Origin of the sequence: Kribbella sp. NPDC051936, from assembly GCF_040680955.1 — a bacterium.
In the GTDB taxonomy this organism is placed as follows: Bacteria; Actinomycetota; Actinomycetes; order Propionibacteriales; family Kribbellaceae; genus Kribbella.
The window spans coordinates 15,790-29,012 of the sequence record NZ_JBFAXS010000005.1 but is presented as its reverse complement, the minus strand read 5'-3'; the positions used below and the strand labels follow the sequence as shown (position 1 = coordinate 29,012).

Here is a 13,223-nt window from a genome sequence, read left to right as displayed (position 1 = left end):
TCCTCACTGCCGGGGGTGTTTCAGAATGCTGTCTCTGCTGCGGGCGACTCAGCCCAGAATCTTGGCGCGGTCGGCGAGCACGACGTCGACGGGTTTACCGGTGCTCAACGACTCCAGACCGGCCTCGCACACGGCGGCCGCCGCGTAGCCGTCCCAAGCACTCGGCCCGCCGGTCTCGCCGCGCGCGGTGGCGTCGATCCAGCGCTGCACCTCGATGTCGTAGGCCTGCTCGAACCGGATCCGGAAGTCGGCCGGCATCGCGCCGCCCCACCGCGCGCCGGCCCGGGTGAAGACGCCGGACCCGAGGCCGATCGTCGCGCTTCCACGCTCGGCGACCGCCTCGCACCGGACCTCGTACCCGACCTGGAAGTTCACGAACACCTCCACGTCGGCCATCGCCCCGTTCGCCATCTCGAACACGGCCAGCTGCGGATCGAGCACGCCCTCGGCGACCAGACTCGTCGGCGCCGGGGTGTGCACGGTGATCCGGGTGATCTCCTCGCCGAACAGCCACCGGGCGATGTCCACCTCGTGCACCATCGAGTCCCGGACAATCATCTCGCTGCGGAACGTCGGCGCGGCCGACTTGTTCCGGTGCACGTTGTGCAGCAGCAGGGTCCGGCCCAGGTCACCCGAGTCGAGCAGCTCCTTCAGAGCGGAGTACTCAGGGTCGAAGCGGCGCATGAACCCGACCTGGATCAGCTGCCGGCCGAGCTTGTGCTCGGCCTCGACGACGCGCAACGCGGACGCCGCGTCCATCGTCAGCGGCTTCTCGCACAACACCGGTTTCGCGTGCTCCAGGCAGGCGAACAGCTGCTCCGCGTGCGCGAACCCCGGCGATGCCAGGATCACCGCGTCGATGTCGTCGGCCGCGATCAGGTCCATCGGATCCTCGACGACGCGCACGGTCTCCGCGTACGCCGTACCGCCCGCGTGCCTGGCACTGCTCTCGCGGGACTTCCCGCCGGCTGAGCCGTCCGACAACCGGGCGGCCAGCGCCTCCGCACGCGCCTGATCCGCGTCGGACACCGCGACCAGGCGTGCTCCGGCCGTCTTCCGCGCGATCCGCTCGGCATGGTCGGCGCCCATCACCCCCACGCCGACGATGCCGATCCGCAGCTCGTTCATGTCCCCGCCTGCCCCTTCTCCTCGTCGTCGGCCGCCGCCGCGTCCGTCGGCCGCCCCGCCTCCCCGTCAGCCGGTGCGACGACTACTCCAGGATCGATCTCCCGGAGCTCGTGACTCAATGCCTCGAGCTCGGAACCACCGGCCATCTCGGTCGTCAGCTGCTCCAGCGTGATGTCGGCCCGATGCGTGTCGAGCGCGACCCGGCCGAGCTTCAGTACGACGAAGTGGTTGCCGACCAGGTACGCGTGGTGCGGGTTGTGGGTGATGAAGATGACCCCGATCCCCGCGTCGCGCGCCCGCACGATGTACTTCAGCACCACGCCCGACTGGTTCACGCCGAGCGCCGCGGTGGGCTCGTCGAGGATCAGCACCTTGGCTCCGAAATGGATCGCGCGGGCGATCGCCACGCACTGCCGCTGGCCGCCGGACAGCTTGCCGACCGGCTGCTCGAGATCGGGGATCGAGATCCCCATCTTGGTCAGCTCCTCCTGCGCGATCCGCTTCATCCTCGCCGCGTCCAGCTGCCGGAACGGTCCCTTGGTGATCTCGTTACCGAGGAAGAAGTTCCGCCAGACCGACATCAGCGGCGCCAGCGCGAGGTCCTGGTAGACGGTCGCGATACCGCTGTCCAGCGACTCCCGCGGCGAACCGAAGTGCCGCTCCTCGCCGTTCACCGACATCCGGCCGGAGGTGTAGTCGTGCAGCCCGGCGACGATCTTGATCAGCGTCGACTTGCCCGCGCCGTTGTCACCCAGCACGCAGGTGATCTCACCTTGCCGGACCGAGAGCGACACCCCGCGCAACGCCTGGATGTTGCCGTAACTCTTGCCGACGTCCTCGAGCAGCACGATCGGCGTGTTCGGGCTGGTCGCGGCATCGTCGGCGAAGGACTCCGTGGTGGTCATCGTGCCTCCGCCCGGTTCTTGACGACGAGATTGACGATGGTTGCCAGCAGCAACATGGCGCCCAGGAACGCCTTGAACCAGTCCGGGTTCCAGCCGGCGTACACCACACCGAGCTGCACCATGCCGAAGATCAGCGCGCCGACGGCCGCGCCCACGACGGACCCGTACCCACCGGTGAGCAGACAGCCGCCGACGACCGCCGCGATGATGTACAGGAACTCCTTGCCGACGCCCTCACCGGACTGCACCACGCCGTTCTGCACGAACAGCAGTTGCATCCCGGCGAACCAGGCGAAGAACCCGACCGTCATGAACAGGCCGATCTTGACCTTCTTCACCGGTACGCCGACGGCCCGGGCGGCCGCCGCGTCACCGCCGGCAGCGAAGATCCAGTTGCCGATCTGGGTCTTCTGCAGCATCCAGGCCGCGATCGCGACGAAGACGATCCACCAGACGACGATGATCTTGATCGTCACGCCGCCGATCTTGAACTCCGACGCGAACACCGCCTTCGCCGCGTCGAACCCGTCCATGTCACTGATCGAGTTCGACGCGACGGCGCCGGAGGTCGCCCGGGTGACCGCGATGTTCAGGCCCTGCAGGATGAAGAACGTGCCCAGCGTCACCAGGAAGCTGGGCAGGCCCGTCCGCATCAGCAGCCAGCCGTTGAACAGCCCGATCGCCAGCGAGAACGCCAGGGCGACGACGATGCCGACCCACACGTTCACACTGAACTGGTAGGCGAACAGGCCCGCGGTCAGGCCCGATGTCGTCACCGCGACACCGGCCGAGAGGTCGAACTCGCCGCCGATCATCAGCAGCGAGACCGGCACCGCCATCACACCGATCAGCGCGGCCTGGTACAGGATCGTGCCTGTGTTGTTGATGTCGCGGAACGGCGGCGCTGTGATCAGGAAGAACACCAGGATCACGGCCGCGCCGACGAGCGATCCGATCTCCGGCCGGCTGAGCAGCCGGGCGGCGAGGGACCGGGCGGAGACGCGGTCGTCCGCCGAGACGGGTGAGGTGATGGTCGATGCCATGGCGCTACCTCAGCGCGTCCCGGCTTCGGCGAACTTCTGCACGGCCGCGATGTTCGACTTGTCGATGAACGCCGGTCCGGTCAGGGTCGCCTCGCCGCCGCCGATGGTGTTGCCGTTGGTCCGGTAGAGCCAGATCGCGTCGATCGCCAGGTAGCCCTGCAGGTACGGCTGCTGGTCGACGGCGAACTGCACGGTCCCGTCGGCGACGGCCTTGGCCATCTCCTTGCTCATGTCGAAGCTGCCGACCTTCGCCGACGAGCCTGCGTCCTTGGCCGCCTGAACCGCGGTCAGTGCGATGCCCGCGTTCAGCGCGACGACGTAGTCGGCCGTCTTGTCCGCCTGCAGTTTCGACGTCAGGGTGGCCTGCGTACCGGGCTGGTCGGTGCCGTTGACGTTGACGTTCTCGACGTTGCCGAACTTGTCCTTGATGCCCTGGCAGCGGGCCTCCAGGCTGACATTGCCCTGCTCGTGGATGACGCAGATGACCTTCTTCGCCCCGAGCTGCTTGAGCTTCTCACCCGTCGCCTGGCCGGCGATCCGCTCGTCCTGGCCGAAGTACCCGAGCGCGCCGGTGGTCTTCCACTGGTCCAGCCCGCCGTTCAGGATCGTCACCGGGATGCCGGCCGCGATCGCCTTCTTCACGTTCGGGATCACGGCGTCGGGCTTGTTCAGCGTCACGGCGATGCCGTCGACCTTGGAGTCGATCGCGGTCTGCACCAGGTTCGCCTGGGCAGCACCGTCCGGGTCGGCGGAGTACTGCAGCTCGATGTTGTCCTTCTTCGCGGCCGCCTCGGCCCCGCGCCGGACGATGTCCCAGAAGGTGTCGCCAGGACCCGAGTGGGTGATCAGGGCAACCTTCATCCGCGGCGTGTCCGCGACGTTGCCGCCGCTGCCGCCGGAGCTCTCCTCTTTCTGCTTACCCCCGGAGGAGCTGCACGCGGCCAGAGCCGCGGCGAGCGCGACGGCCGCGACCCCCGCCATCGCCTTCTTCTGCCACCGAACCATGACTTGGTACCAGCCTTTCAGGTGTTCCGCGGCCACTCCGCGGACTTGCGTGGGACCCGAGAGTGTCACACTCCCGCGGCCGTCATCTCGATCCGCCACCCCCACATCCAGTGAGATACGCCAACGTCCGCGTCGCGATCGGCAGCGGTACGTCGGGCGGGCACGGGTACATGTCCTGCTCGACGATCGCGAACACGTCGGCGTCGAGCCCGGCCAGCGCGTCCAGCACCGGCGGCAGCTCGGGGACGCCTTTCGGCGGCTCGCACATCACGCCCCGCCGTACCGCTTCGTCGAAGCTCAGCCCGTCGACCTCGGCCAGGACCTTCGGATCCACCTGCTTGAGGTGGACGTAACCGATCCGGTCCGGGTACTTCCGGATCAACTCGAGGTTGTCGCCGCCGCAGTAGCTGATGTGGCCGGTGTCGAGGCACAGATTCACGTAGGCGCTGTCGGTCTGCTCGAGGAGGCGCTCGACGGTGTCCTGCGTGTCGACATGCCCGTCCGCGTGCGGGTGGTATTGCGTCCGCAGCCCGAACTCCTCCGCCAGCCGGCGGCCCAGCTCCGTCACGGCCTGCCCGTGTCGCGCCTGCCCGTCGCGGTCCAGCCGCTCCTCGACGATCTCGCCGTCGTCGCCGCGCCACATCGACGGCATCACGACGAGATGCTGCGCACCCATCGCGGCCGTCAGCTCGGCGGTCTTCACGACGTCGCGCCAGGTCGCGTCCCAGCCGTCGGCGCGGTGCAACTGCTCGAACGTCGTACCCGCCGTCATCGTGAGGCCGCGCTTGTCGAGCTCGTCCTTCAGCCGGACCGGATCGGTCGGCAGGTAACCGTACGGACCGAGCTCGATGCGCGTGTAGCCGGCCGCGGCGACCTCGTCGAGGAATCGGCTCCACGGGGTCTGCTGCGGGTCGTCGGCGAACCACACTCCCCACGAGTCCGGCGCCGTACCGATGTCGATTCTGCCCATCAGCGGTCTCCCTCGACCGGAGCCAGGTACACCCTCTGGGCCTTCTTGCTCTCCTCGTAGGACGCGCTCGCGGCCTGCGTCGACTGCAGCTCCGACACCTCGCTGACCGGGACGTCCCACCAGGAGTCGCTGTCCGGACCGCCGATCAGCGGGTCCGTGGTGACGTGGATCGCGATCGGTCCCGTGGCCGCCTTCGCGGTCTGGATGGCCTTCTCCAGGTCGGGCCGGCTGTGGACCTCGATCACCTCGACACCGAAGCTGCGCACGTTGGCCGCGAGGTCGATCGGCAGGTAGTCGCCGTCGAGCCTGCCGTCACCGGTGCGCTTGCGGTACGCCGTCCCGAACCGCTGCGAGCCGAGGGACTCCGACAGCGCGCCGATCGACGCGAAGCCATGGTTCTGCACGAGAACCACGATGATCTTCAGGTTCTCCTGGACGGCCGTGGCCAGTTCGCTCGACATCATCAGGTACGACCCGTCGCCGACCAGGACGAACACGTCGCGATCCGGCGCGCCGAGCCGCACACCGAGCCCGCCGGCGATCTCGTATCCCATGCAGGAGAAGCCATATTCGACGTGGTATCCCTTCGGGTCGCGCGGCCGCCACAGCTTGTGGAGGTCACCCGGCATCGAGCCGGCCGCGCAGACAACCACATCAGACGCCGCCGACAATTCGTTGACGGCGCCGATCACCTCGCCCTGGGTCAGCAGTCCTTCGGCCAGTTTCCCGGTCACCTCGGCGGAGGGCCGGAAGACTGCGTCCACAGTTCCGTTCCAGTTCCTTGTGAGTTCCTGGGACTCGGCGGTGTACTTGGCATCCACGGACCACTCGCCGAGCGCGGATCCCAACGAAACAAGGGCTTCCCGCGCATCGGCCACCACCGGGAGGCCGGCATGTTTGTCACCGTCGAAGCGCGCCACATTGATGTTCAGGAAGCGGACCCGCGGATTCTGGAAGGCGGTCCGCGACGCCGTCGTGAAGTCGCTGTAGCGGGTGCCGATCCCGATCACGACGTCGGCGTCCCGGGCGAGCGCGTTGGCCGCCGTGGTCCCGGTCGACCCCACCGCCCCCACCGCCTGCGGGTGGTCGTATCGCAGAGATCCCTTCCCTGCTTGGGTTTCCGACACCGGGATACCGGTCCGCTCGGCGAACTCACGCAGCGCCTCCTCGGCGCCGGAGTAGTGCACACCGCCACCGGCGACGATCAGCGGTCGTTGCGCGGACCGTAGGAGATCTGCCGCCTTGTCGACAATTGATGCCTCGGGCAAGGGGCGCGCGACGTACCAGGTGCGCTCGGCGAAGAGCTCCTCCGGCCAGTCGTACGCCTCGGCCTGGACGTCCTGCGGCAGCGCCAGCGTCACCGCGCCGGTCTCGACCGGGTCGGTCAGCACGCGCATCGCGTTCATCAGCGCCGACGGCAACTGTTCGGGGCGCCAGATCCGGTCGAAGTACTTCGACACCGGACGGAAGGCGTCGTTCACCGACACGTCACCGGCACCGAAGTTCTCCAGCTCCTGCAGCACGGGTGTTGCCACCCGGGTCGCGAACACATCGGAAGGGAGGATCAGCACCGGCAACCGGTTGATCGTCGCCAGAGCCGCGCCGGTCACCATGTTGGTCGAGCCCGGACCCACGCTTGCCGTGCAGGCGTAGGTCTGGAGCCGGTCACGGGTGCGGGCGAAGGCAGCTGCGGTGTGCACCATGGCCTGCTCGTTGCGGGCCAGGATGTACGGCAACGCCTTCGGGTCCTCGAGTTCGGACTGCAGCAACGCCTGGCCGAGCCCCGCAACGTTGCCGTGGCCGAAGATGCCCAGCGAGCCGGCGATCAGCCGCTGCCGGCCACCGTCCCGCTCCGAGTACTGGACGCTCAGGAATCGCACCAGCGCCTGCGCGACCGTGAGACGCACCGTCATGAGTTTTCTCCTGTTTGTCCGAAAGGCAGGCGCGGATCGATATGTTGGGAGTTCCACAACTCGCGGACCCATGCGTGCTGCGGGTCGTCGGTGATCAGCCACTGGCGTTCGGCGCCGGGGCCGGCCATCACGTTCAGGTAGTACATGTCGTAGCCCGGCGGCGCCATGGCCGGACCGTGCCAGCCGTGCGGGACGAGGACGACGTCGCCGCTGCGGACCTCGGCCAGCACGTCGATCGGTCGCTCCTCGGTGCCGTAGACCCGCTGGTAGCCGATCGGATCGTTGCCCTTGACACCTTCCGGCACGTCGTCGGACAGCTGCAGCTCGAAGTAGTAGATCTCCTCGAGCTCGCTCTCCTTCCCCGGCCTGTGCTCGTCGTGCTTGTGCGGCGGGTAGGACGACCAGTTCCCGGCCGGCGTGATCACCTCGCAGGCGATGATCGAGTCCGCGTCGAGCACCCCCGGCGTACCGAAGTTGCGGACCTGCCGGGACGCGACCCCGGCGCCCCGCAGTTCGGTCTCGACCTCTTCGACACCGATCCGCCGGAACGGCCGGTCCGTCGCCGCCTTCGCATGCGGCAACGCGATCCGCGCACCGCCGGCACTGACCACGGCGAAGGTCGAATTGCGTGGCACGTAGGCCAGATCCGTCGCGCTTGCGAACACGTCGGCCCGACCACCCAGCGGGACAGCCTCGCCGTCGACGATCACCTCCGCCGAGCCACTCAACGGAAGGACGATGTATTCACAGTCCCCGGTCTCGATCTCGACCGACTGCCCCGGCAGCAGATTCCGCACCAGCAGCCCGCTGTGATGCCATTCCGCCTCGCCCGGCCGCACCGCGAGCTCGAAGCCGTCGCTCGCCGCGGTCCCGGCCGGCCGAACCCATTCAGTCATCCCAACTGTCCTTCCTCGGAACCTCAGCTGTCCGGGTCATGCGGTGTCGCCGTGCACCAGCGCGGCGGCCTGGTCGACGGCCGTGGCCACGTCACCGTCCGGCGGGAACAGCAGCGCACGTCCGACCACGAGTCCACGGACCGACGGCAGTTCGAGCGCCTTGCCCCACGAGGCGTAGGTCGCCTCCGGCGCGGCGGTCGGATCACCACCGAGCAGGAGCGTCGGCATCGTCGTCGCCTCCATCACGCGATCGAGTTCGTCCACGACCGGCAACTTCAGCCAGGTGTAGGCACTCGTCGCGCCGAGACCGGACGCGATCTGGATCGACTTGATGACCGAGTCGGGATCGAGCAGGTTCGTGACCCGCCCGTCCTCGCCGCGCGTCGACCAGAACGGCTCGACCATCGCCATCAACTTGTGCTCGGCCAGCCCGGTCACCGCTGCCGCGCTGCTCTCCAGCGTCGCCACAGTCCCTGGGTCGTCGAGATCGATCCGTGTCAGCATCTTCCCGCCGTCGAGCCGCCGCGCGGCGATCTCGTCAGCAGTCCGGTAGGCCGTGAACCGGTCGTCCAACTCGAATGCCGCACCCTGCAACCCGCCCCGGTTCATCGACCCGATGACGACCTTGCCTTCCAGCGCACCGAGCAGGAGCAGGTCCTCCAACACATCCGGGGTAGCCAGCACACCATCCACCCCCGGCCGCTGCAACGCGATCATCAACCGAGCAATCAGATCCGCCCGGCTCCCCATCGCCATCCGATCCCCACGCACTCCCAGCGCCCCCCGCGCCGGATGATCCGCAGCCACGATCAACAGCCGCCCGTCATCCCCCACCAACGCCCGGGTCCGCCGCTGCAACCACCCCTCAGCCACCCGCTCCGGATGCCGAACCCGAATCTCAGTCAACTCCCCCAACCGCTCCCCAAACTCTTTCCACTCATCCCCCCACCGACCAGAACCACCGGCCGAACCATCCACACCACCAGCGGCGCTCGCGGCACCGGCAGCAGCGACGACACCGGACGACCGACTCATGGCGCCGCCCAACTCTCCGGCACCATCGCCCCCCGCACGTGCGCCATCGCCCTTCCCGCCAACCCGCCCCGCAAACTCGCCACCGGTCTGCCCCGCGACACGCCCACCCGCGCCGCGACCTGGCAGCTCACCGACCGCGTCCCCCACGTCCTCCGCAGGCTGCTCGCCGACACCACGGACATCCCCAGCCGCCGAGGCACCCTCAACCCCAGTCTCCGCAGCTCCGCCCGACACCTCAGCGCTCGCTTCACCCGCGCCAACGACGCGGCCCGCACCAACCGCACCGGCTCCTGCTCCGACGCCCGCAGCACCAACCGCCCCGGCCACCCCGCCGCCCGCATTCGCGGAATCAGGCAGACCGGCCGCACCGGCACCACGCGAGGTACCCACGGCACCAGCGGCACCGCCCACACCGGTTGTGCTTGCGGATCCCGGTTCCCCGGCATCCGATCCGCCGACCGTCCCGACCAACACATCGGGGACACCGCCCGTACCCGCGGTGCCTGCTGTTCCCGCTTCGCCGGCGTCCGTTGCGCCGACCGACCCGACCAACACATCGGGGACACCGCCCATACCGGCAGTGCCTGCGACTCCCGGTTCGCGGGCATTCGTTGCGTCACCCGAGCTGACTGGAGCGTCGGGACCATCCGCCGAGTAGTCTGCGCCTGGGTCGACACCTCTCTTGGTCGCCGGAGCTCCTGCTCCAGCTCCAGGCTCCGGCGTGCCAGCGTGCGCGGAGACGGCCGGCTGGTCGGCAGTCTCGTCGTCGGTTGCAGGGGCGTCAGACGACGACGCTTGCTGCTGGCCGTCTGACGCGACCGATTGCTCAACCAGCGGGTGACTTGCCGTGTCGGCTTCCTCGACGGACACGCTTTCCACACGCCCGTTTGCCGGTTCCGGATCAAGTCGGGCTCCCGTACGCCCGTTGGCCAGTTCCGGATCGCGCGTCGGAGCGCTCGATGGCACCTGGGCGTCGGCGTTCGCACCATGCGCGGCTCGCGGCGCGCCGGACGGCTGGCCTGCCTGTGGAGAAGGCACGGTTGCCCGTTGCTCACCGCGTACTGTCACGCCGCTCAACTGGTGACCAAGCGACGTTCCCGCCGAGCCCCGCGCCAGGCCATCTCGGACAGCAACACCTGCAGCCTGTGCACGCACACTCTCGTCGCGAATGTCCTGCGCATGCTCAACCTGCTCGCGCGCAGCCTGCTCGTGCGTGCTTGGGTCGTGCGGGCTTGGGTTGTTGAGGTCCGGCTGGGCCTGTTCGCCTGGGGTTCGGTTGTCCGCGGCCTGTTCGCTTGTGGCCTGTCCAGGGTGGGTCTGTTCGTTTGTGGGCCCGTCGTGGGCGGGTGGGGTGGTGGCGGGGAGGTTCAGGTTTCCGATGGCGGTGGTTTGGCCGTCGGGGGTTGCCTGTCCTCGGGAGGTGTCGAGCATTATCGTCAGGTCGTTGGGACCGGGTGTGTCTGGGCGGCGTACAGCGACCGTTGGGTCGTTCAGGCCTGCGGTTGGCGTGTCGGCGTACTGCCGCGCTGACGGCTCTGGAGACGCACTTCCGGTCACGCGAGCGCTGTGCGTCGCGGGAGCGTTCGGGGCTCCGGGAGAGTTCGAGGTCGCGCCCTGGGTGGTACGGCTGCCGTGGCCGGCGGGTCCGCCGGGGGTCGCATGGGAGCCGTGAGGCGACGAGCCTGAGATGACCGTCGGGTCGTCAGGGCCGGCCGACTCTGGGCTGCGTGCGGTCACCGTCGGGTCACCGGGGTTGGCAGCCTCAGGACGGCGCGCAATCACCGTTGCGTCGTCGGGCCCGGAGGTCTCGGGGCGACGTGGGATCACCGTCGGGTCGCCGGGGTTGGTTGCCTCAGGACGACGCGCGATGACCGTCGGGTCGTCCGCGCCGACGGCGTCAGGGCGGCGTGCGATCAGCGTTGGGTCGTTTGAACCTACGCGTGGGCGAACCGTCGGATCGTTCGACGTGACATGCTCACGGGCTCTCGGAGCGTTCGAGCCTGTGTAACCAAGGACGGTCGGATCGTCCGTCCCGCCGTACTCAGCAGGCGGCCTGCTGTTCCCAGCAGCCCTCGGGTCCTCCGACCCAGGGCGCCCAGCAGTCCTCCGGTCATCCGACTCGGCGTACCCAGGAGCGTTCGGATCGTCCGATCCCACGTGGCCAGGAACCGTCGGGTCGTCCGAGCCGCTGTACCCAGCACTCCTCCGGTCGTCCGGCCCGGCGTGCCCGGCAGCCCTCCGGTTGTCCGGGCCGGGGTGGCCCGCACCTCGGCGGTCTTCTGACGCGCTGTGGCCGGTTGGGGTGATGGTGGTGGGGTCGTTGGGGGCGGGGGTGAGGGTGGTGGCGTCCGGGTCTGCTTGGGGGCGGTGGATGGGGAGGGGGCGGGCGTGTTCGGTGTAGGGGTCTTCGTCGTGGGGGGTCATGATTCGGCTCCCAGGTGGGAGAGGACTTCTTCGGTGGTGGGCATGGCGGTGGAGCATTCGAGGCGGGAGGCGACGATCGCGCCGGCGGTGTTCGCGAAGCGGATGATCTTTTCGAGGGGCCAGCCGGAGAGGAGGCCGTGGCAGAGTGCGCCGCCGAAGCCGTCGCCGGCGCCGAGGCCGTTGACGACCTCGACCGGGTACGGCGGGACCTCGACGCGCTCGTCGCGGGTACGGGCGAGGGTGCCGCGGGGGCCCTGCTTGACCACGGCCAGCTCGAGGCCGCGGTCGAGGAGGGCCTGGGCGGCCTTGTCGGGGTCGGTCTCGCCGACGGCGACCTCGCACTCCTCACGGTTGCCGACGGCAACGGTGCAGTACTCCAATGCACGCGACACCTGCTCGTGGGCTTCGGTCGGGTCCGCCCAGAACATCGGGCGGTAGTCGAGGTCCAGCACCGTGATCGGACGCCGGCCGCGGGCCTCCCAGGCGGCGAAGTGCGCGGAGCGGGACGGTTCGGCGGACAGGCCGGTGACCGTGGACCAGTAGATGCGTGCGTCGCGGATCGCGTCCAGGTCGAGTTCCGACGGGTTGATGACCAGGTCGGGCGCCTTCGGGAACCGGTAGAAGTACAGCGGGAAGTTGTCCGGCGGGAAGATCTCGCAGAACGTGATCGGCGTCGGCAGCCCGTCGACCGGGGTGACGAAGCGGTCGTCGACCCCGAGTTCGCCGAGCGTGCGGTGGATGAACGTGCCGAACGGGTCGTTCCCCGTCCGGCTGATCACCGCCGTCTTGTGCCCGTGCCGTGCCGCCGCCACCGCCACGTTCGTCGCGCTCCCGCCGAGGAACTTGCCGAACGAGGTGACGTCTTCCAGATGCGTCTCGATCTGCAGCGGGTACAGGTCGACCCCGATGCGCCCGATCGTCAGTACGTCGTCCACCATCAGACCTTCCCATCCCCACGGGTCCCGCAGACAGTCGTGCGGACAGTCGTGCGGACAGTCGTGCGGACAGTCATGCGAGCCCCGCCGCGATCGACCGCAGGTGCGCGATACTCGCTCGTACGTCGACCACGGGCCCCTCGTCCGCTGGGCGGTCCTCGAGGATCGTGTCCTGCTCCAGCACGTACCAGCCGTCGTACCCGGACTTCTCCAGTGTGCCGACGATCGTGGCGATGTCGATGTCGCCGGCGCCCAGCGGCCGGTACATCCCGCCGCGTACGGCGTCGGTGTACGTGACCTCGCCGGACTGCACCCGCTTGGCCCAGGCGGCGTCGACGTCCTTCAGGTGCGTGTGCCGGATCCGGGCGGTGTGGTCGACGGCCAGCGCCACCGGATCGACCCCGCCGATCAGCAGGTGCCCGGTGTCCAGCGTCAGGCCGATCGACGACCCCTGCAGCACCTGGGCGACGTCGGCGGTGTTCTCGACCATCGTCCCGACGTGCGGATGGACGGTCGCGAGCACACCACGGGAGGCTGCCAGCGCGGACAGCTTGTCCAGGTTGGCGAGCAGCGTGTTCCACCCGGCGGTGTCCAGCACCGGGCGGTCGTCGTACCCGTCCTGGCCGGTCGCCGCGGCGAGAACCAGCGTCCCGGCACCAGCCGCGACGAAGCCCTCGAGCGCGGCGGCCACCTCCGGAGCCGGGTCGTGGGACGGGTCGTGCAAGACGACCGGCACGAAGCCGCCGACGGCCCGAAGACCGGCGTCCGCCAGCGTCTTCGCCTTGTCGGACGGGTCGTCGGGCAGGAAACCGTCCGGGCCGAACTCGGTCGCGGCCAGCCCGACCGCGCGCATCTCGGCGAGCACCGTCTCGGCGTCGTACTGCCAACCCCAGCCCGGCACCTCGCACACGCCCCACGAGATCGGGGCCCCGGCGATCCGCGCAGCAAGCTCAGTCATGTCGAAGAAAC

The 13,223-nt window shown here is 69.1% G+C and carries 10 protein-coding genes; all 10 read right to left on the bottom strand.

Annotated features, from left to right (window positions below; genetic code table 11):
- Positions 1–48 precede the first annotated feature (48 nt).
- Positions 49–1,128 carry a Gfo/Idh/MocA family oxidoreductase gene (locus AB0L64_RS17695; RefSeq protein WP_363711176.1) on the bottom strand — a complete coding sequence of 360 codons (1,080 nt, stop codon included), beginning with the start codon at positions 1,126–1,128 and terminating at the stop codon, positions 49–51.
- Positions 1,125–2,033: an ATP-binding cassette domain-containing protein gene (locus AB0L64_RS17690; RefSeq protein ID WP_363711174.1), complete on the bottom strand. Its 909-nt coding sequence runs from the start codon at positions 2,031–2,033 to the stop codon at positions 1,125–1,127. The genes AB0L64_RS17695 and AB0L64_RS17690 overlap by 4 nt, the downstream gene beginning before the upstream one ends.
- Positions 2,030–3,076: an ABC transporter permease gene (locus AB0L64_RS17685; RefSeq protein ID WP_363711172.1), complete on the bottom strand. Its 1,047-nt coding sequence runs from the start codon at positions 3,074–3,076 to the stop codon at positions 2,030–2,032. Before AB0L64_RS17685 ends, AB0L64_RS17690 begins: the two co-directional genes overlap by 4 nt.
- Positions 3,077–3,085: 9 nt before the next feature.
- Positions 3,086–4,081: a sugar ABC transporter substrate-binding protein gene (locus tag AB0L64_RS17680; RefSeq protein WP_363711170.1), complete on the bottom strand. Its 996-nt coding sequence runs from the start codon at positions 4,079–4,081 to the stop codon at positions 3,086–3,088.
- Positions 4,082–4,163: 82 nt separating this feature from the next.
- Positions 4,164–5,051, bottom strand: a complete 888-nt coding sequence (locus AB0L64_RS17675; RefSeq protein WP_363711168.1) for a TIM barrel protein — start codon at positions 5,049–5,051, stop codon at positions 4,164–4,166.
- Positions 5,051–6,964 carry a 3D-(3,5/4)-trihydroxycyclohexane-1,2-dione acylhydrolase (decyclizing) gene (iolD, locus tag AB0L64_RS17670; protein WP_363711166.1) on the bottom strand — a complete coding sequence of 638 codons (1,914 nt, stop codon included), beginning with the start codon at positions 6,962–6,964 and terminating at the stop codon, positions 5,051–5,053. The genes AB0L64_RS17675 and iolD overlap by 1 nt, the downstream gene beginning before the upstream one ends.
- Positions 6,961–7,860: a 5-deoxy-glucuronate isomerase gene (gene iolB / locus AB0L64_RS17665; protein WP_363711164.1), complete on the bottom strand. Its 900-nt coding sequence runs from the start codon at positions 7,858–7,860 to the stop codon at positions 6,961–6,963. The genes iolD and iolB overlap by 4 nt, the downstream gene beginning before the upstream one ends.
- Positions 7,861–7,896: 36 nt before the next feature.
- The gene (locus AB0L64_RS17660; protein WP_363712360.1) at positions 7,897–8,775 is read right to left on the bottom strand and encodes a deoxyribose-phosphate aldolase; all 879 of its coding nucleotides are present in this window, start codon (positions 8,773–8,775) and stop codon (positions 7,897–7,899) included.
- Positions 8,776–11,315: 2,540 nt separating this feature from the next.
- Complete coding sequence (iolC, locus tag AB0L64_RS17655) at positions 11,316–12,257, bottom strand: 5-dehydro-2-deoxygluconokinase (protein WP_363711162.1); 942 nt, start codon at positions 12,255–12,257, stop codon at positions 11,316–11,318.
- A 70-nt stretch (positions 12,258–12,327) separates the two neighbouring features.
- Positions 12,328–13,212, bottom strand: a complete 885-nt coding sequence (locus AB0L64_RS17650) for a sugar phosphate isomerase/epimerase (protein WP_363711160.1) — start codon at positions 13,210–13,212, stop codon at positions 12,328–12,330.
- Positions 13,213–13,223 lie beyond the last annotated feature (11 nt).